The 18,280-nt window shown below is 55.3% G+C and carries 17 protein-coding genes; 14 read left to right on the top strand and 3 right to left on the bottom strand.

All coding sequences use genetic code 11. The features are described 5' to 3' along the window. Positions 1-15: 15 nt before the first annotated feature. Both J2125_RS23535 and J2125_RS23530 read right to left on the bottom strand, forming a co-directional pair. Positions 16-1,662 carry a TIGR04028 family ABC transporter substrate-binding protein gene (locus J2125_RS23535; RefSeq protein ID WP_017798933.1) on the bottom strand — a complete coding sequence of 549 codons (1,647 nt, stop codon included), beginning with the start codon at positions 1,660-1,662 and terminating at the stop codon, positions 16-18. Between the two features lie 264 nt (positions 1,663-1,926). Continuing rightward, complete coding sequence (locus J2125_RS23530) at positions 1,927-2,376, bottom strand: type II toxin-antitoxin system PemK/MazF family toxin (protein WP_209499547.1); 450 nt, start codon at positions 2,374-2,376, stop codon at positions 1,927-1,929. A gap of 495 nt (positions 2,377-2,871) precedes the next feature. Here J2125_RS23530 and J2125_RS23525 point away from each other — a divergent pair, with 495 nt between their 5' ends. From J2125_RS23525 to J2125_RS23465, 13 genes are all read left to right on the top strand, one after another. After that, a complete protein-coding gene (locus J2125_RS23525) occupies positions 2,872-3,918 on the top strand; it encodes a dipeptidase (protein WP_017802384.1) in 1,047 nt (348 codons plus the stop codon). Positions 3,919-4,076: 158 nt separating this feature from the next. Beyond that, positions 4,077-4,154, top strand: coding sequence for a pyrroloquinoline quinone precursor peptide PqqA (pqqA, locus tag J2125_RS23520; protein ID WP_038328232.1), 78 nt, complete (start codon positions 4,077-4,079; stop codon positions 4,152-4,154). Positions 4,155-4,210: 56 nt separating this feature from the next. Then, on the top strand, positions 4,211-5,122 hold the full coding sequence (pqqB, locus tag J2125_RS23515; protein WP_017802383.1) for a pyrroloquinoline quinone biosynthesis protein PqqB: 912 nt from the start codon (positions 4,211-4,213) through the stop codon (positions 5,120-5,122). A 10-nt stretch (positions 5,123-5,132) separates the two neighbouring features. Beyond that, on the top strand, positions 5,133-5,897 hold the full coding sequence (gene pqqC / locus J2125_RS23510) for a pyrroloquinoline-quinone synthase PqqC (protein WP_017802382.1): 765 nt from the start codon (positions 5,133-5,135) through the stop codon (positions 5,895-5,897). Positions 5,898-5,923: 26 nt separating this feature from the next. Continuing rightward, positions 5,924-6,181, top strand: a complete 258-nt coding sequence (pqqD, locus tag J2125_RS23505) for a pyrroloquinoline quinone biosynthesis peptide chaperone PqqD (protein WP_040462509.1) — start codon at positions 5,924-5,926, stop codon at positions 6,179-6,181. Continuing rightward, entirely contained in the window at positions 6,168-7,310 is a 1,143-nt protein-coding gene (gene pqqE, locus J2125_RS23500) for a pyrroloquinoline quinone biosynthesis protein PqqE (RefSeq protein WP_017802380.1), read from the top strand. The genes pqqD and pqqE overlap by 14 nt, the downstream gene beginning before the upstream one ends. After that, positions 7,310-9,685, top strand: a complete 2,376-nt coding sequence (gene pqqF, locus J2125_RS23495; protein WP_017802379.1) for a pyrroloquinoline quinone biosynthesis protein PqqF — start codon at positions 7,310-7,312, stop codon at positions 9,683-9,685. Before pqqE ends, pqqF begins: the two co-directional genes overlap by 1 nt. 68 nt (positions 9,686-9,753) lie before the next feature. Beyond that, positions 9,754-10,773 (top strand): ABC transporter substrate-binding protein, encoded by a 1,020-nt coding sequence (locus J2125_RS23490; RefSeq protein WP_017802378.1) that lies wholly within the window; start codon positions 9,754-9,756, stop codon positions 10,771-10,773. 344 nt (positions 10,774-11,117) lie between these two features. Continuing rightward, the gene (locus tag J2125_RS23485) at positions 11,118-13,187 is read left to right on the top strand and encodes a TonB-dependent receptor (RefSeq protein WP_040462508.1); all 2,070 of its coding nucleotides are present in this window, start codon (positions 11,118-11,120) and stop codon (positions 13,185-13,187) included. Continuing rightward, a complete protein-coding gene (locus tag J2125_RS23480; RefSeq protein WP_017802376.1) occupies positions 13,187-14,098 on the top strand; it encodes an ABC transporter substrate-binding protein in 912 nt (303 codons plus the stop codon). Before J2125_RS23485 ends, J2125_RS23480 begins: the two co-directional genes overlap by 1 nt. Continuing rightward, entirely contained in the window at positions 14,098-15,081 is a 984-nt protein-coding gene (locus J2125_RS23475) for a FecCD family ABC transporter permease (protein WP_017802375.1), read from the top strand. The genes J2125_RS23480 and J2125_RS23475 overlap by 1 nt, the downstream gene beginning before the upstream one ends. Beyond that, on the top strand, positions 15,081-16,112 hold the full coding sequence (locus J2125_RS23470; RefSeq protein WP_017802374.1) for a FecCD family ABC transporter permease: 1,032 nt from the start codon (positions 15,081-15,083) through the stop codon (positions 16,110-16,112). Before J2125_RS23475 ends, J2125_RS23470 begins: the two co-directional genes overlap by 1 nt. Before the next feature lie 12 nt (positions 16,113-16,124). After that, positions 16,125-16,904, top strand: a complete 780-nt coding sequence (locus J2125_RS23465) for an ABC transporter ATP-binding protein (RefSeq protein ID WP_017802373.1) — start codon at positions 16,125-16,127, stop codon at positions 16,902-16,904. A 6-nt stretch (positions 16,905-16,910) separates the two neighbouring features. Here the strand turns inward: J2125_RS23465 and J2125_RS23460 are convergent, their stop codons facing one another. Beyond that, positions 16,911-17,537, bottom strand: coding sequence for a TetR/AcrR family transcriptional regulator (locus tag J2125_RS23460; protein ID WP_017802372.1), 627 nt, complete (start codon positions 17,535-17,537; stop codon positions 16,911-16,913). Between the two features lie 92 nt (positions 17,538-17,629). Here J2125_RS23460 and J2125_RS23455 point away from each other — a divergent pair, with 92 nt between their 5' ends. Further along, positions 17,630-18,226, top strand: coding sequence for an NAD(P)H-dependent oxidoreductase (locus tag J2125_RS23455; RefSeq protein WP_017802371.1), 597 nt, complete (start codon positions 17,630-17,632; stop codon positions 18,224-18,226). The last annotated feature ends 54 nt before the right edge of the window (positions 18,227-18,280 follow it).

The raw sequence follows: 18,280 nt of genomic DNA, 5'->3' as shown, positions 1-18,280 counted from the left end.
CGTCTCTCCTCAGGCTTAGTGTTTTTCAAGCCAGGCGCCGTAGAAACTCGGGCGACCAACGGCTTCAAAATTAATGCCTTTCAGCCAGGGGGCGGCAGCGAACACCTGCGGTTCTTCAAATATCGGGATCACATAGGCGTTATCCAGCAGATAGCGTTGCGCGTCACCGGCCAGTTTCAGACGCTGCTGCGGATCGGTGGCAGCCGAGATATCAACCAGCAGCTGGTTCAGCTTGTCGTCGCGGAAGTTTTGCACCTTATCGCTGGATCCGCCTTTTTGCAGCAACGCGTCGCGGTTGGCAGGATAGAACTGGCTTTTAATCACATCCGGGTCGGCGCGACCCACTTCCGACACGGTAAGCGGGGTTTTCAGCGGGTCGAGGCTATCGAGAGTTTTGCTGCCGGCATCACCCGCGCGTACCGTCAGACCGACGCCAACCTGCTTCCACTGCTGGGCGATCAGCTGCAACACTTCTTTGTTTTGCGGCTGCGGCAGCGATTCGTAGATATTCAGCACCAGCCGCTGGCCATCTTTCTGGCGGATACCGTCACTACCCGCTTTCCAGCCCGCTTTATCCAGCAGTTGTTTAGCGTACTCGGGGTCATATTTCAGCTTGTCGGACAAATCGACATAACCCGCGGCAGATTTCGCCACTACCGAGGTGGCCTGCGGATAGTTGGGTGAGAACAGGGTATCGACCACCTGACGCGCATTGGTGGCATGCAGCAGCGCCAGGCGCACATTGAGATCGGCAACCAGCGGATTATCCGGACGGAAACTGATGCTGTCGTTTATCCCGCGGGTGGGCGCCGCATAAATCGGGAATTTTTGATCGCTGGCCTGCTTTTCATCGTAAGCCTGCACCTGACGAATCACATCCGCCTGACCGGCCAGCAGTGCGCCGATACGCACGCTATCTTCCGGTGTAACAATTATTTTAATGCCATCAAGATTGGCCGGGCCTTGCTGAACGAGGTTTTTCGGTCCCCACTGGTAATCTTTACGTGCGACCAGATCGACTTCGCGCCCCAGCTTCTCATCTTTCACCACAAACGGGCCAGAGCCGATAATATGGCGTGCATCACCAAGGGCATCGAAGTTGCGCGCCAGCGTACTGAGCGACACCAGACCGGAGCCAATGGTGGCAGTGCCCTGCAAAAAGCCCGGCGACGATTTTTTAAAGTAAAACTTTACCGTCAGCGGATCGATAACTTCGCTGCGCTGATAATTGTTAATCACTTCCGAAACCGGCAGACGATTCTGTTTATTGCCGAGCCCATAGGTATCAAAGTTTTTCGCCGCTGCATTAGCATCCAGCGGCGTACCGTCGGAGAAGGTGACCCCCGGACGCAGTTTAAAGGTGTACTCGGTCTTATCAGCGTTAGTGCTCCAGCTCTCGGCAATCCAGGGTTCCACCTGCAGGGTTTTCGGGTTCTGCCAGGTCAGCTTATCGGTGATCTGATTCAGCAAACCGCCGTTGGGATAAAAACCGCCAGCGGGTGGATAGAGATTGGTATGCGCCTGCTGTTCCAGATAGATCAGCGTGCCTCCTTTCACTACCGCCTCTGCGGCATACAGGGTATTGATCCCGGCGAACGACAGAAACAGGGCGCCTGAGGCCAGCGAACGCTGAAGCCTGTTCAGGCGAAAAAACGTGTGCATGGTGAATTCCTTTATTATCAACGAGTCTGAGCTGTTCAGTTATCTTCTGACCAGACGCGAGCGGAGAGAAGCAAGGAAATGTGCTAAAGATTGCTGGAAATAATCTTTAGGGGGGTAATGGATTGGGATAGTGAGTAAGTGATCAGAAATGGCAAAGCCCAGCTTTGACGGCTGGGCTTTGCAGGTCCCCTAAGGGGATAAAACTTAAGGGCCTCGAAGGGCTACAAAGTGATTATCCTTGTTGCTGACGATGTCGTCAACAGCTTATTTAATTAACCATGCCGCATTAATAGACTTGATCACCGCCCGCTGAATTTCAGCAACAATTTCGCGCGGCAGGCACTGATTGAGATAACCTCTATCTGTTCTTGCTCGGTTAAGCCTGCTACGGCTAACCTGCTGCATCAAATCGGCCTTTGCCCAGCGTGTTTGCTGGCTGAAAAAGCGGAGCATTTCTATAACTTCTTCAGAAATCTCAACATGCATGCCACGATTACATTTTTCCCTGTCGTGTGTAGTGGAGAGTGGCACTACAATACAGGCGTTGCCATTAAGCTTCCCGTTAAGCACTACGACAAGCCGATTTTTTACCATTTCTGGAGGCAGGTGCCCATCGTAAAAATTTGTGACGATTTGACCATCATTACCTACAAGATAGTTACCAAAATTACATTCCAGTATTTCGCCAACTTTTGGACTGAAATTTATCGCCATGATTCAACCTGTTATAAAGTCCATATTATTTAATTAACAAGCTACCTTTATGGTTAATTATTCTTTATGTGATTTTTCAACCAACACACTTGCTGAGTTAAACGATATAATTCAATGTTTTTATAATTACTATAACAGCTTACCCGGTTATTAAAAGTTCCCTCCATGATAATTCATTAATTTTAGGCAGGCGAGTGATGCTATGTCTTTTAGCAAATTAAATGGCAGAAACTAATGTTTAATTTAATATCCTTTCATAATGATATTAGTAATATGTATAGGTGGTTTTTAACTCCCAAAAAGAAAAAAGCGCAAATACTGCCACAGTACCCACGCCACTGAAGGCACCATAGTAAAGCCGCTGGCTTAAGTTGTGCAATGCTACTGCTATCGTTGCCGTTTTAGCATTTTTTAGCAGGAAATTGCCGACAACAATCAGGTAACATTGCCGTATCATTTTTTCCCTGATTTTAGCGATATTATCTGCTGAGTAACATGACTGACCGCCCGATTTTCTGCACACCCCCGATCTTTGATGGTCATAACGATCTGCTGTTACGCCTGTGGCTGGACGATGACCGGGATGCGACCGCGCTATTTCTTGATGGCGCCCTCGACGGACATCTGGATCTGGCGCGTATCCGGCGCGGTGGCCTTGCCGGTGGCCTGTTTGCCGTATTTATTCCTCCCGCGTCATATATGCCACAGCTTAAACCACAGGCGTCGCCCCAGCCGCACGATGCGCTGGCGATTACCCGCGCGCAAATCTCACTGCTGCAGCAGCTTGAAACCCGCTCCGGCGGCAGGGCAAAAGTCTGCCGCACAGTGACTGAGATTGAAACCTGTATGCAGCAGGGCGTGCTGGCGCTGGTATTGCATATTGAAGGCGCGGAGGCAATCGACGCTTCGCTCAGTCAGCTTGATGAGTTTTATGATGCCGGGTTACGCAGTATCGGGCCGTTATGGAATCTGCCGAACCAGTTTGGCTATGGCGTAACCGGCGATTTTCCCGGTTCACCGGATAGCGGCGACGGTTTAACGCCAGCCGGGCTGGCGCTGATCCACGCCTGTAATCAGCGTAAGATCCTCATCGATCTGTCGCATATGAATGAGAAAGCGTTCTGGCAAACTGCGAACTACAGTGATGCGCCGCTGGTTGCCAGCCACTCAAATGTTCATGCGCTCTGTCCGCAGCCGCGTAATCTGACTGATAAACAACTGGCGGCAATTGCCGAGCGTAACGGTTTTGTCGGCATTAATTTTGGCAATGCTTTTTTACGTGCTGATGGCAAACGTGACGCCGACACGCCACTGTCACAAATCGTCAGACATCTGGATTATCTGCTGGAAAAACTGGGTGAAGAGGGCGTGGGCTTTGGTTCCGACTTCGACGGTATCGGCGTACCGGCGGCGCTGGGTGATGTCGCCGGACTGCCACTGCTGATTGAAGCGATGCACAGCGCTGGTTACGAGCGCGCCTTGATCGAGAAAATCGCATGGCGTAACTGGTTAACAGTATTAAAGAAAACCTGGGGCAGCTGACTGGCGACCGCTAATTCCCTGCTGCTTACAGGGTTGATATCGCCCGGCGTCGGGAGCAACATCTGCGCCCCGGATTGCCAAAATTTGACAATAAGCAACCTGTCTGCCGCAATCATAGTACTGCGGTGTTTTTAAACCACCATGAAGAGGAGTTGAATATGACCACCTGGACTAAACCTAAATTTGTTGATTTACGCCTGGGCTTAGAAGTTACGCTGTACATTTCTAACCGCTAATCCCGATGCCCGCAGCCTGCTGTGGGCATTTTTCTTTTCCTTTTGCTGGTCTACACATGCAGATTAATGTTCTTGGTTCCGCAGCGGGCGGTGGTTTCCCTCAGTGGAACTGTAACTGCAACAACTGCCAGGGCGTACGTAACGGTACGATAAAAACCTCGGCGCGCACCCAATCCTCGATCGCGATTAGCGATGATGGTATTGACTGGGTGCTGTGCAATGCCTCACCGGATATCGCTCAGCAGATTGCAGCCACACCTGCATTGATTAAGCATGGCGTGTTACGCGGTACGGCGATTGGTTCGATTATTCTTACCGACAGCCAGATCGACCACAGCGCAGGCTTGCTCAATTTACGTGAAGGTTGCCCGCATCAGGTGTGGTGTACTCCTGAGGTCCATCAGGATTTGTCGACCGGTTTCCCGGTCTTTCCGATGCTGTCGCACTGGAATGGCGGTCTGGTCCACCATGCGATCCAGCCTGCGGAACCGTTTTCCGTCGCTGTCTGTCCGGCGCTGAAATTTACCGCCATTCCACTGTTAAGCAATGCGCCGCCTTATTCGCAGTATCGCGGTAAACCGCTGCCGGGCCATAACGTGGCGCTGTTTATTGAGGACAGCCGTAGCGGCAAATCGCTGCTGTATGCGCCAGGACTCGGTGAGCCGGACGACGCCTTAATGGCATGGTTGAACCGCGCTGACTGCCTGCTGATCGATGGCACATTGTGGCGGGATAATGAGCTGGCGAATACCGGCGTCGGACGTAATACCGGTAAGGATATGGGCCATCTGGCGCTGGCGGAAAAACAGGGGCTGATGGCGTTGCTCGCCTCACTGCCGGCAAAACGTAAAATCCTTATCCATATTAATAATACCAACCCGATTCTTGATGAATCTTCTGCCGAACGGCAGGCGCTGACTGAGCAGGGTATTGAGGTCAGCTGGGATGGTATGCGTATTGAAATTTAGGGGAACCCCGATGAGTGGCACGACTTCCGCTGTGTTGATGACCGCATCCGAATTTGAACAGGCGCTGCGGGCGAAAGGCGCGTTTTATCATATCCATCACCCGTACCATATTGCGATGCATAATGGTCAGGCGACGCGCGAGCAGATCCAGGGCTGGGTGGCGAACCGTTTCTATTATCAGACCAGTATTCCGCTGAAAGACGCGGCGATTATGGCTAACTGTCCGGATGCCGATACCCGCCGCAAATGGGTGCAGCGCATTCTCGATCATGATGGTTATGACGGCAGCGAAGGGGGCATTGAAGCCTGGTTGCGTCTTGGTGAAGCGGTAGGTCTGGATCGTGACGCGCTGCTCTCTGAACAGCATGTACTGCCTGGCGTGCGTTTCGCGGTTGATGCTTATGTCAGTTTTGCGCGTCGCGCTGTCTGGCAGGAAGCGGCCTGTAGCTCACTGACCGAACTGTTTGCGCCACAAATTCACCAGTCACGCCTCGACAGCTGGCCGCAGCACTATCCGTGGATTGAAGCAGCAGGCTATGACTATTTCCGTGGCCGTCTGAGCCAGGCGCGACGCGATGTCGAGCATGGTCTGGCGCTGGCGCTGACCTGGTGCGATACGGTAGAAAAACAGCAGCGGATGCTGGAAATCCTGCAGTTTAAACTGGATATCCTGTGGAGCATGCTGGATGCGATGACCATGGCCTATGAACTTAAACGCCCGCCGTACCATAGCGTGACGCAGGACGCGGTGTGGCATCAGGGACACTTACTGTGATTGAGATTAACCCGCAACTGGTGCCGATGTTTCGCCGTGGTTTTCGTCTGCAATGGGAACCAACGCAGGATTGCCATGTGATCCTCTATCCGGAAGGAATGGCGCAACTTAACGAAAGCGCAGCGATGATCCTGCAACTGGTCGATGGCAAAATCTCGCTTGCCGCCATTGCCGCCGGGCTGAACCAGCGTTTTCCCGAAGCCGGTGGCGTTGATGACGATGTGAATGAGTTCTTCGCCCAGGCTTATGAACAGAAGTGGATAATTTTCCGTGAACCTGCTTAAACCTGCGGTTAAACCGCCGCTCTGGCTGCTGGCAGAACTGACTTACCGCTGCCCGCTACAGTGTCCGTACTGCTCAAATCCGCTGGATTTTGCTAAGCAGGAGCAGGAGCTGACCACTGCACAGTGGATTAAGGTGTTTGAACAGGCGCGGCAGATGGGCGCTGTCCAGCTGGGCTTCTCCGGCGGTGAACCGCTGGTGCGCAAAGATCTGCCGGAGCTGATCCGCGCCGCGCGCGATCTCGGTTTTTACACCAATCTGATTACCTCGGGTATCGGGCTGACCGGGAAGAAGATTGATACCTTTGCCGAAGCCGGACTGGATCATATCCAGATCAGTTTCCAGGCCAGCGATGAAACGCTGAATGCGGCGCTGGCAGGTTCCGCCAAAGCGTTCCAGCAGAAGCTGGCGATGGCGAAAGCGGTAAAAGCCCACGGCTACCCGATGGTGCTGAACTTTGTGCTGCACCGGCATAATATCGACCAGATTGACCGCATTATTGAACTCAGCATTGAGCTGGAAGCCGATGATGTCGAACTGGCAACCTGTCAGTTCTATGGCTGGGCGCAGCTTAACCGTGAGGGTCTGTTGCCGACGCGCGAGCAGATTGCCCGTGCCGAAGAGGTGGTGCATCACTACCGCGAGAAGATGGCCGATAAGGGTAACCTGGCGAATCTGCTGTTTGTCACCCCGGATTACTACGAAGAGCGGCCAAAGGGCTGCATGGGCGGCTGGGGCGCGATTTTCCTTAGCGTCACGCCGGAAGGGATGGCGCTGCCTTGCCATAGCGCCCGCCAGTTACCGGTGCAGTTCCCGTCGGTGCTGGAGCATGATCTGCAACACATCTGGTATGACTCTTTTGGCTTTAATAAGTATCGCGGCTTCGACTGGATGCCGGAGCCTTGCCGCTCCTGCTCAGAAAAAGAGAAAGATTACGGTGGCTGCCGCTGTCAGGCCTTTATGCTGACCGGTAATGCCGATAATGCCGATCCGGTATGCAGCAAATCCCCGCATCACGGCAAGATCCTCGCGGCGCGTGAACAGGCGAACTGCACCAATATGCAGATTAGCCAGTTGCAGTTCCGCAATCGCGCGAACTCACAGCTGATCTTTAAAGGGCAGCCTTCCTGATGCAGCAGCTGACGCTGGCCAACGGGGTGCAGGTTAATCTGCTGCATGACCCGCAGGCCACGCGTGCGGCGGCGCTGGTTCAGCTGGCGGCTGGCAGCCATGACGCGCCGCCAGCATGGCCCGGTCTGGCGCATCTGCTGGAACATCTGGTGTTTGCCGGTAGTCGCGCTTATCAGGATGATGCGCGGCTGATGGCCTGGGCGCAAAGCCACGGCGCGCGACTGAATGCCACCACTGGCGATACTCGCACCGCATGGTTTTTTGATGTCAGCGCCGCGCTGCTTGAACAGGGCGTGGCGCGGCTGGTTGATATGCTGGCGCATCCACTGCTGGCGCTGGAGGCAATTGCTCAGGAAGTGGCGGTGATTGATGCTGAATATCGCATGCTGGCCCGCGACAGTGACACTCTCTGCGCCGCAGCGATGCGTATCGGTTTTGCTGCCCCCGTCGGGTTACAGGCTTTTCATATCGGCAATGCGCACTATTTTGGTGCTGACCACCTGGCATTGCAGCAGGCGCTGCGCGACTATCATCAGCAGCACTTTTGCGGCGGCAATCTGACGTTATGGTTACAGGGGCCACAGTCGCTGGATGAGCTGGCGACCCTGGCTGAAACTTACGCCGCGCGTTTTGCCGCTGGCGCCGCCGCGCAACCCTCTCCGCCAGCGTTAAGGTTGCAGGCCGCACGCTATTTTAACTTACGCGCCGATGGCAATCCGCGTCTGCGCCTCTCTTTCTGCCTGAGCGACAGCGGTGAACAGCAGCGCCAGCCAATGACCCTGTTGCGGCAGTTTTTAAGCGATGAAGCGCCATCAGGTTTGCTGGCGCTGTTGCGTGAGCGTGGCTGGAGCGACGGTGTGCAGTTGCTGCTCTCTTATTGCAATCAGCAGCAGAGTATTCTTAGCATTGAGTTTCAGTTATGTACCGACGACAGGGCGATCTGCGCGCAGCTGGAAGCCCTGTTTTTCAGCTGGCTGCAATCGCTGACGCAGCTCGGCGCGCGCCAGCTGCAACATTACGCCCGGCTGGCGCAGCAGCAGTTCGCCCGCCAGACACCGGTCGATCAGTTACGGGCGCGGGCTTTTGCTTTGCCGCCGCCGGAAGCGCTGAATGCGGATTTTTACACCCAGTGGCATCAATTGCTGGCGCAACTCAGGGTTAAAAATCTGACGCGGCTGCGAGTGGCGGCGGGATTAACGGCTGAACCGCGCCAGTCACAGGGATTAACTTTGCCGCTAACCACAGTCAGCTGGCCAGCGCAGGTTGTCGCCACGCCGCCCGCGCCGTGGCGGTTTTATCCGCTTAACCTGTCGATATCGACGCCTGAGTTACCGTCGCAGCCCGTTAATTTGCCGCATCTTGCAGGCGGCGATCAGGGGACACTGCTAATCTCACCAGCCGCCGACGACCCACTATCCCTGCGCCGTGCTGTGACGATGCACGCCACTCTGCGGACAATAATTGCTGAATGCACTCATGCTGGCGGCTGTCTCAGTTTTGCCAGCCATCAGGGCAGCTGGCTGCTGCAGTTACGGGCGGATAGTGCGGTGATGCTTGCCACACTTAATCGTATTTTGCAGCAGCTGCCGCTGAGCCTGAATGCGCAGGGGGATCGGCACTATTTGCAGCTGCAACAACAGTGGCAGTCGGAGATCGCAGTGCGTTCGTTATTAACCCGCTTACCACTGATCATCAACGGCGACCATGGGCAACCTGCGCTTATGTGGCGGGCGGCGCTGTATGGCGGGGATAGCGTTCTGCATCAGCAACTGGCGCGGCTGTTAAACCGTTTTCCGGGATCGATTAATGCCGATCGGCCGCGGCCTACTGCACCGCAACCCGCACAGGCCCGTTATATGCTGTCAACCGGCGGTGAAGATGCGGCGCTGCTGCTGTTTTGCCCGCTGGTTGAGCCGGGCGCCAGCTGTGTGGCGGCGTGGCGCATAATGGCCGCGCTGTTTGAACCACTTTTCTTCCGTCAGCTGCGGGTGGAAAAAAATCTCGGCTATGTGGTCAGCTGTCGTTTTCAACAGCTTAGTGGCGTGAGCGGACTGCTGTTCGCCGTGCAGTCGCCCAGCCATTCAAATATCGCAATCCTCGCGCATATTAATGATTTTATTCTGCAAATGGATACAACCCTCGCCGCCATGGATCCGCAGTGGTTTGCTGAACAGTGCCAGAGATTGCACGCCAGCCTGACGACGCACTATCAGGATACGGATGAATGTTATCGCGAACAGTGGCTGGCGCAGCAGGGCTATGCGGAGCCTCTTAACGCCGCCGCCATTAGTCAGCTCACCCCGGCGCGACTGTATCAGTTTTACCAGCGGATGGTGCAGCAGCGGCAGGGGTGGTGGCTGGTGGTGAACGGTTAGTTTCTGTTTGCCATTCGTTGTATACTTTATTATATATCGGAAGGTAACTCAGTTTTAATAAGGGACATATGAAACAGCGTCTGATTCTGCCGCTGCTGACGGCACTTAGCCTCACGCTCACCAGCCATCTGGCCGCTGCGCGCGAGGTAACGGATGATGCGGGTAATCACGTAGAGGTCGCGCCGCAGGCGGTGCGCATTGCCGATGGCTGGTATGCGCATCACTCATTGCTGATGACGCTGGGCGCCGGGGATCGTATTGTCGCCACCGTCAATCATGCCAAAGATCGGCCATGGATGTTTAAGATCCAGCCGTCGCTGCATCAGGCGCTGTCGGTGCCGGGACGCAGTTTTAACAGCGAAACTCTGCTGGTGCGTCATGTTGATACGGTGTTTGTCGCGGCGGAAGATGGCGATGCGGCGGCTTATCGCCAGGCCGGTTTGCCGACGCTGGTGATGCGCTTTGATGATTTCCCGTCAATGAAGCATTCATTGCTGACCACTGCCGAGGTAGTTGGCACTGTACAGGCGCGTCAGCGGGCGCAGGCCTACAATGCTTATCTCGATCAGCAAGTGGCGCGGATAGCCGCCCGCACCGGTAAACTGAGTGACCAGCAGCGTCCGCGTGTGCTGCATATCCAGTCGCTGCACCCGCTAAAAGTAGATGGCCGCAACACCCTTATCGACAGCTGGATCCGGCTGGCGGGCGGGCGCAATGCGGCAGAGCAGGTTGACGGTAATATGAAGGAGACCTCCGCCGAGGACGTGCTGTTCTGGCAACCTGACGTCATTATTATTGGCGCAGGGGCGGGCACCATTGCCGGTTCAGATTACGCCGCGCTGTTCAGCAACCTGAAAGCAGTTCAGCAGCATCAGGTATGGCAAAACCCGGCAGGGGTATTTCCGTGGGATCGTTACGGCACAGAAGCGGCATTACAGATTCAGTGGGCTGCCGCCACTTTGCATCCTGAACTGTTTGCCGATTTCGATCTGGTGAAAGCGACGCAGGATTTCTATCAGCGCTTCTTTGATTATCATCTGACTGCGGCAGATGCGAAACGGATCCTTAACGCGCTGCCGCCGGATTGAAAATCTGCGCATGGTGCGTTGCCAGATAGTGATCTTTGTCACAAATTCCCTTTTCTGCTGTCTGCCTCCGACAGCAGACAAAATTTATTAAAAATTATTAATAAACTAATAATTTCAGTTTATTGGCGTCAATACGCCATTAATTGTAAGGTTTTGGTGAGCAATACGTAACCTCATATCTCAAATATTTTCAGCTTGTTACCATTAGTTGATAATGATAATAATTCCGTTCTCATTATCAATTACCGGCTCAAATGATGTTTATCAATGCGTTGCGTTCCCCTGAGTTATCCCGTTTTCCCTCCAGCGACCGCCGCATAAAGCTCAGGGCGATCGTTTCGCTGATGCCGCTGCTGCTGGCTTTTCCGCTACGGGCGGATCCGCTCGATGACAATAATAACGAGATGGTGGTCAGCGCCAGCCGTACTGCTACGGAGAAGAAAGACTCTCCGCAGGTGGTGACCATCATCAGTAAAGAGCAGATTGAACAGCAACGACAGCTTACTTCTGACACCTCGCAAATTCTCAGCAACCTGTTACCGGCATTTTCACCCAGCCGTCAGAAAATGAGCGGCAGTGGGGAGACTTTTCGTGGCCGTATTCCGCTGGTGCTGGTGGATGGTATACCGCAGTCCAACCCGTTGCGGCCTACCGGGCGTGAGATGCACACCATCGATGCGTCGATGATCGAAAGGATCGAAGTGATTCATGGCGCCAACGCCAGCAATGGCATCGGCGCATCGGGTGGGGTAATCAATCTGATAACCCGCCGGCCTGCGCCCGGTTCGTTTAATCAGCACTTTAGCGTCGAGGCGACGACGCCGACTTCACAACTGAACAGCGAAACCATGAGTTACAAAACCACTTACGCGGTCGATGGCCGCGAAGAGTATCTCGATTATATGTTTGCCGTCAGTTATGAGGATCAGGGCCTGCTTCTCGACGGAAATAACCAGCCGGTCGGGGTGGATAACACGCAGGGCGACCTGATGGATTCGCGCGCTTACGATATTCTCGGCAAAGTCGGTTACTGGCTGGATGACGATCAGCGTATTCAGCTAAGCGTTAACCGCTACCAGCTAAAAGGCAAGAATCAATACCTCAGCGTCACTGGCGATCGCGAACAGGGTATACCGACCGGTTCCGTCAAGGGCACGCCGCCTGGCGACGCGCCGTTTAACAGCGTATGGACCACCGGCATTACCTACGATAACTATAATCTGGCTGGCATGAAGCTGAATGCGCTGGCGTTTTATCAGCAATATGAAGCGCTGTTTGGTTCGACTATCTCCGGTTCCTTCCAGGATCCGACGATTGCGCCGGTTGGCACGTTATACGATCAGTCGCGCGCGGTAACCTCTAAATACGGCACAAAAATGTCACTGACCAAAGATGATCTGTGGGATGACTATCTGAAGGTGACACTGGGCTTTGATACCCTGTTTGATTCCTCAAAACAGGATTTGTGGGGCACCCATCGCACCTATGTGCCGGAAGTGAAATACACCGACCTGTCGCCATTTATGCAGCTGGAAGTGGCGCCACTGGCATCGGTGAAACTGTTTGGTGGTGTGCGTTATGAGTATGCGCGCCTTGATATCGACAGTTATCAGACTATCGCTTCCGCCAACAGCGTTACGGTGGGCGGCGGCAAGCCGAGTTTCGATAAAACCCTGTATAACGTTGGCGCAGTATGGACGCCGGTTGAACAACTGAGCCTGTTCGCCAACTACTCGCAGGGCTTTACCATGCCGGATGTCGGACGCGTGCTGCGCGGTATCAATACTCCCGGCATGAGTGTTGACAGCTTCCTCAATCTGCAACCGATTGTCACCAATAATACCGAGGTCGGTTTCCGCTTCCAGCAGCAGCCGTTTGATCTGGAAGTCAGTTACTATAAATCGACCTCAAAACTGGGCAGCCGGGTTGATCGGGTTGGTGATATGTATGTCACGCGCCGTGAAAAAACCGAGATTGACGGTATTGAAACCGCAGTGGGTTATGCGGTGACGGAAAACCAGAAACTGAAGCTGGGCTACTCCCATATGCGTGGCCGCTATGACAGTGACGATGATGGCAGCCTCGACGCCAAAATGGATGGCCTGAACGTCTCGCCAGACCGCATTATCGCCAGCTGGTCCGCTAACTGGACGCCGGAATGGTCAACCTTTATCCAGGGCAACTGGGCATTAAGCCGCAGTTTCGATGAAGAGGATAAAGAGTTTAGCGGTTATGCGCTGATTGATGCGGCGGTCGGTTACAAGCTGCCGCGAGGACGGCTAAACCTCGCGGTGTCCAACCTGCTGGATAAGCAGTACATCACTTACTACTCGCAGAGTGCGCTGGTTGAGCCGGATCGCTATTTTGCCGGTCGTGGCCGGACGCTGACGCTGGGATATAACGTTGATTTCTGATGCGTAATCATGAACGCGCCAGGCGCAGGCTATTGCAGCTGGCGGCGGGTCTGTTTGTCAGCACACTGGTGCTGCCGGGACGCGCAAAATCCTGCTCTTCACCGTTACGGGTGATCACCCTGTTCCAGGGAGCAACCGACAGCGCCGTGGCGCTGGGGGTGATCCCCTGTGCGGTGGTGGACTCCTGGAGTGAAAAACCGACCTATCGCTATTTACGTCCGGCACTGCAGGGCGTGGCGCATGTCGGGCTGGAAACACAACCCAGCCTCGAAGATATCGTGCTGCTGCGCCCGGATGTGATTATCGGTTCACGCTTTCGTCATCAGGCCATCGCGCCGCTATTGCAGCAAATTGCGCCGCTGGTGATGCTGGATACGGTATTTGAATTTAAACAAACGCTGCAGATTACAGCGGCGGCGCTTAACCAGCAGCAGATGGCCACGCATCTGCTTAACCAGTGGCAGCAACGGGTGGCGGGTTTACGGCAGCGATTGCAGCAGAAATTCGCCGCTCAATGGCCGCCCACGGTGTCAGTGCTGGATATCCGTGAAGATCATCTGCGCAGCTATCTGCCCGCCAGTTTTCCCGGCTCGGTGCTGAGTGAACTGGGCTTCAGCTGGAGCGCCGGGGCACGCGCCGCCAGTGGCGTATCGATCAAACTCAGCGGTAAAGAGAGTCTGCCGGTGGTGAATGCCGATATCTTTTTTGTCTTTTTACGCGCCGATAAAGCGGCAGTGCAGCAGCATTACCACCGTCTGCTACAACATCCGCTGTGGCAGCAGATGCGTGCTCCGCGCCAGCACCAGGTGTGGCCGGTGGATGGGGTCGCCTGGAGTCTCTCCGGCGGCATTCTTGGCGCGAATCTGATGCTGGATGATATTGAACATCAGATGCTGGCGGGTGTCAGCTGATGAGTCATGGTCTGAAACTGCTGTGTGTCGCTGGCGTGCTGCTGCTGGCAATGTTTATCAGCCTGATGAGCGGGGCGCGCTGGATCCCGTTATCACAGGTGATCGCCGCTTTTCTGCATCCTGACCCGTTGAATGTCAGCCATATTCTGGTGACCAGCACACGGCTGTCGCGTACCCTGGTGGCGGTAGCGGTGGGAGCCAGCCTGGCGGTAGCGGGAGTTTTGATGCAGGCGCTGACCCGCAATCCGCTGGCTTCGCCAGGCCTGTTTGGCGTCAATGCCGGCGCTACCTTTGCGGTTATTCTGGGCAGCTCGCTGTTTTCCCTTGCTTCACTGAATGCCTGGCTATGGCTTGCATTCAGTGGCGCGGCGATTGCCGGTGGGCTGGTATGGTTGACTGGCAATATGGGGCGCGGCAGCCTCAGTCCGTTACGGATTGTGCTGGCCGGAGCCTCGATTACCGCGCTATTCACTGCCTTCAGTCAGGCAATGCTGGTGATGGATCAGGAAGGGCTGGATACCGTGCTGTTCTGGCTGGCTGGCTCGTTAAGTGAACGTAGCCTGCAACAGGCGCTGCCGCTGTTGATCCTCTGTCTGCTGGGCGTAATGGCGGCGACGCTGCTTGGCGGGCAGGTAAATGTACTGAATGCGGGTGACGAGATTGCCAGTGGCCTGGGTCAGCGTACCGGGCTGATTCGTCTGCTAATAAGTCTGGCGATTATTGTGCTGGCCGGAAGTGCAGTAGCGCTGGCTGGCAGCATCGGGTTTATTGGTCTGGTGGTGCCGCATATGGTGCGCAAGGGGTTATCAATCGATCACCGCTGGTTATTGCCCGGCAGTGCGCTGGCCGGAGCGAGTTTACTGTTGCTGGCGGATAGTCTGGCGCGGGTGGTGATCCTGCCGCAGGAGGTGCCAGTGGGGGTAATGACCGCGCTGTTTGGTGCGCCTTTCTTTATTATGCTGGCGCGGCGCGGGAGGGGGTAATGGCGCATATTATCAACCTCCGTTACCGCCGTTTTTCACGTCAGATCAATCTGGCAACTCTGCTGCGTCTGCTGCTGGCGCTGCTTGCCGCCTTACTGGTGATGTTCATTTCTCTGATGTCGGGTAAGGTGACAATGTCACCGATTACCGTATTGCGCATCCTGTTTTCTGCTCAGGACACCAGTCTGAGTTTTATTGTGGAACAGCTGCGTTTGCCGCGCATTCTGCTGGCCGCCCAGGTCGGCGCGGCGTTAAGTGTTAGCGGATTAATTCTGCAAAGTATTATTCGTAACCCGCTGGCTTCGCCGGATCTGCTGGGGATTACCAGTGGCGCCGGAGCGGCGGCGGTGTTCTGGCTCTCCTTCTTCAGTATGACATTCGGCACGCAGTTTCTGCCGCTGGCGGCAATCTGCGGCGGCGGTCTGGCGGCGCTGGCGGTCTATGGCCTGGCGTGGAAGCAGGGGGCATCGCCGTTACGGCTGGTGCTGACTGGCGTCGGCGTGTCGGCATTACTGAGCGCGGTGACCACCTTTTTACTGGTATTTAGCCCACTGACGACCACCTTATCGGCGTATGTCTGGCTGACCGGCAGCGTTTACGGCGCCAGCTGGCGTGAAACGACGTCGCTTGCCTGCTGGCTGCTGGCCTGTCTGCCGTTGCTGATAGTGCTGAGCCGTCAGGTGAGGGTGCAGCAGCTGGATGACGGGCTGGCTATCGGGATTGGTGTGCGTGTTGAGTGGGTTCGCGTCGGGCTGTTGCTGGTCAGCGTTGCGCTGGCCGGCGCGGCGATCGCGTGGGGCGGTGCAATGGCGTTTGTTGGCCTGATTGCGCCACATATCGCCAGGCGCCTGGAGATAGCAGGTTTTGCCGGTCAGGCGGTGATGGCCGCGTTGTGCGGCGCGATGCTGGTGATGCTGGCGGATCTTACCGGCAGGGTGCTGTTTTTACCCGCCGATCTGCCCGCCGGGATTTTTGTCGCCGCGCTGGGTACGCCGTTCTTTTTGTATTTACTGATCAGACAACGTCATTAAGGAAACTGAATTATGGCGTCGATTGCGACTCATTCACTGACCCTGAGTTACCAGCGTCAGACTATTATTGACCAGCTTGATCTCAGCCTGCCGCCCGGCAAAGTATCAGTGCTGATTGGCAGCAACGGCAGTGGTAAAAGCACCTTGCTGAAATCTTTCGCCCGTCTGCTGCAACCGCAACAGGGAACGGTGATCCTGAATGGTAGCGATATCCGGCAAAAGTCGACTGCCACGGTAGCGCGTGAACTGGCGATCCTGCCGCAAATGCCCAGCGCACCGGAAGGGATAACGGTGCGCCAGCTGGTCAGCCTCGGCCGCTATCCGTATCAGAACTGGTTACAGCAGTGGTCGGCGCAGGATGAAGAGCAGGTCAGTCACGCACTGCAACAGACCGGGATGACGAGCCTTGCGGCGCGGCCGGTTGATGCGCTCTCTGGCGGCCAGCGGCAGCGGGCGTGGATCGCCATGACGCTGGCGCAGGATACCGATATTGTGTTGCTGGATGAGCCAACCACCTTTCTCGATCTGGCGCATCAGATGGAGGTGCTGGATCTGCTACGTGAACTCAATCGTAACCAGCAGAAGACCATTGTGATGGTGCTGCATGATCTGAATCTGGCCTGCCGCTATGCCGACCATCTGGTCGCTATCCATAACCGCACCGTGTATGCGCAGGGCGCACCGCAGGAGATCCTCACCGAACAACTGGTAAACAGGGTATTCGGTCTGAACTGCCGGATTATCGCCGATCCTTTTTTCGCCACGCCGCTCTGTATTCCCTTTGGACGTTAGCAGCCATCATTCAGCCGCAGCGCTTCTTTCTACCATCGCAACAATGGTGGCAAACAGCTCATCTTTTGCCTCCCCGGGGGTTATCTCACCGCTGGCGGCGGCCCCGGAGAGAGCTTCAGCTGCGCCGAGCATCGCCCACAGCGCCGCCGCGGGAAGGGTGGCGCCATTGGTAAAAGGCGCAAGAATCACATGGCACTTGTTGATAAACAGTTTCTGATATTCATTCTTCAGCTTTTCCAGCTCCGGCGTGCCGGTCAGGGCAGCAATCACCCCCTGAATTTCACGCCCCTGGTGCAAGACACAGTCGACGTAAGAAACGGCGATCACCGTAGCTCTGGCAGCCAGCGTGGCCTCGCTGCGGGCAAAGGCCGCATCCATTAACGCGGTCTGGCTGGCGTCATATTGCTGATAAAGCACGGCAAACAGGCCGGACCTGGTGCCAAAATGGTCATACACCACCGGCTTGGTCACGCCAGCCTGCGTCGCCAGCCGACCCAGCGTTAAGGCTTCGCTGCCTTCAGCGCGGATCAGTTGCCAGGCAACTTCCAGCAGCTGCTGGAGCCGATCCTCTCGTGCTAAACGAATACGCGGTTGATTGCCTTTAACGGCCTGCTGTGGTTCACGGGTTGACATGCTTATATACCAAAGGTAAGTTACTAAAGGTAATCTACTGTTGGTATAAGGCTACGCCGCTGGCCTTTCACAAGCAAGCAGGAGTCCTGTTTATGCACGCACTTATTGTTGTTGCTCATCCACTTACCGCTTCGCTTACCCATGCTGTGGCGGCGCAGATCGCTGCAGGCGTCAGCCAGTCCGCGGTAACTCACAGCGCGGAAATTGCCGACCTTGCGGCTGCCGGTTTTGATCCCCGCTTTGGCAAGGCGGATATCGCCGCATTTAACCGGCAGGCTGCTTTTCCGGCAGATGTTATCGCCGAACAGCAACGCATTGACGCCGCGGATGCACTGGTACTGGTCTATCCGGTTTACTGGTGGTCAATGCCCGCGTTAATGAAAGGCTGGATCGAACGCGTATTTAGTAATGGCTGGGCTTATGAAGAGGCTGATGGCCGGGTGGTAAAAAAACTGGGCCATCTTCCGGTACATCTTGTGGCAATTGGTGCTGCTGACCGTGGCACCTGGCAGCGCCACGGTTACGATGTCGCGATGCGTACTCAGGTCGATCACGGTATTTTTGATTATTGTGGTGCGCCGGTAAAAAGCTCAACGCTGCTGTTACAGGAGCAGGTAGAAAACCATCTGCAAAGCGCGCGAGACCTTGGTAGCAGGCTGTTCGCGACCGATCATGCTGACGCCAGTTAAGCGCTTTTGTATTCTACAGCTACACTCTTCAAATTATCCTTTCTCTTTACTGAC

Origin of the sequence: Winslowiella toletana (assembly GCF_017875465.1) — a bacterium.
In the GTDB taxonomy this organism is placed as follows: domain Bacteria; phylum Pseudomonadota; class Gammaproteobacteria; order Enterobacterales; family Enterobacteriaceae; genus Erwinia; species Erwinia toletana.
Note: the sequence above shows the minus strand (reverse complement) of the source record. Positions and strands in the feature narration are given on the sequence as shown.

What these genes read in the sequence shown, in the direction of transcription:
- J2125_RS23465 (WP_017802373.1), top strand. Translation starts at nt 16,125, where the DNA reads ATGGCGTCGATTGCGACTCATTCACTGACCCTGAGTTACCAGCGTCAG.
- J2125_RS23485 (WP_040462508.1), top strand. Translation starts at nt 11,118, where the DNA reads ATGCCGCTGCTGCTGGCTTTTCCGCTACGGGCGGATCCGCTCGATGAC.
- pqqB (WP_017802383.1), top strand. Translation starts at nt 4,211, where the DNA reads ATGCAGATTAATGTTCTTGGTTCCGCAGCGGGCGGTGGTTTCCCTCAG.
- J2125_RS23480 (WP_017802376.1), top strand. Translation starts at nt 13,187, where the DNA reads ATGCGTAATCATGAACGCGCCAGGCGCAGGCTATTGCAGCTGGCGGCG.
- J2125_RS23535 (WP_017798933.1), bottom strand. Translation starts at nt 1,662, where the DNA reads ATGCACACGTTTTTTCGCCTGAACAGGCTTCAGCGTTCGCTGGCCTCA.
- J2125_RS23530 (WP_209499547.1), bottom strand. Translation starts at nt 2,376, where the DNA reads ATGGCGATAAATTTCAGTCCAAAAGTTGGCGAAATACTGGAATGTAAT.
- pqqA (WP_038328232.1), top strand. Translation starts at nt 4,077, where the DNA reads ATGACCACCTGGACTAAACCTAAATTTGTTGATTTACGCCTGGGCTTA.
- J2125_RS23475 (WP_017802375.1), top strand. Translation starts at nt 14,098, where the DNA reads ATGAGTCATGGTCTGAAACTGCTGTGTGTCGCTGGCGTGCTGCTGCTG.
- J2125_RS23525 (WP_017802384.1), top strand. Translation starts at nt 2,872, where the DNA reads ATGACTGACCGCCCGATTTTCTGCACACCCCCGATCTTTGATGGTCAT.
- J2125_RS23460 (WP_017802372.1), bottom strand. Translation starts at nt 17,537, where the DNA reads ATGTCAACCCGTGAACCACAGCAGGCCGTTAAAGGCAATCAACCGCGT.
- J2125_RS23490 (WP_017802378.1), top strand. Translation starts at nt 9,754, where the DNA reads ATGAAACAGCGTCTGATTCTGCCGCTGCTGACGGCACTTAGCCTCACG.
- pqqC (WP_017802382.1), top strand. Translation starts at nt 5,133, where the DNA reads ATGAGTGGCACGACTTCCGCTGTGTTGATGACCGCATCCGAATTTGAA.
- J2125_RS23455 (WP_017802371.1), top strand. Translation starts at nt 17,630, where the DNA reads ATGCACGCACTTATTGTTGTTGCTCATCCACTTACCGCTTCGCTTACC.
- pqqD (WP_040462509.1), top strand. Translation starts at nt 5,924, where the DNA reads ATGTTTCGCCGTGGTTTTCGTCTGCAATGGGAACCAACGCAGGATTGC.
- pqqF (WP_017802379.1), top strand. Translation starts at nt 7,310, where the DNA reads ATGCAGCAGCTGACGCTGGCCAACGGGGTGCAGGTTAATCTGCTGCAT.
- J2125_RS23470 (WP_017802374.1), top strand. Translation starts at nt 15,081, where the DNA reads ATGGCGCATATTATCAACCTCCGTTACCGCCGTTTTTCACGTCAGATC.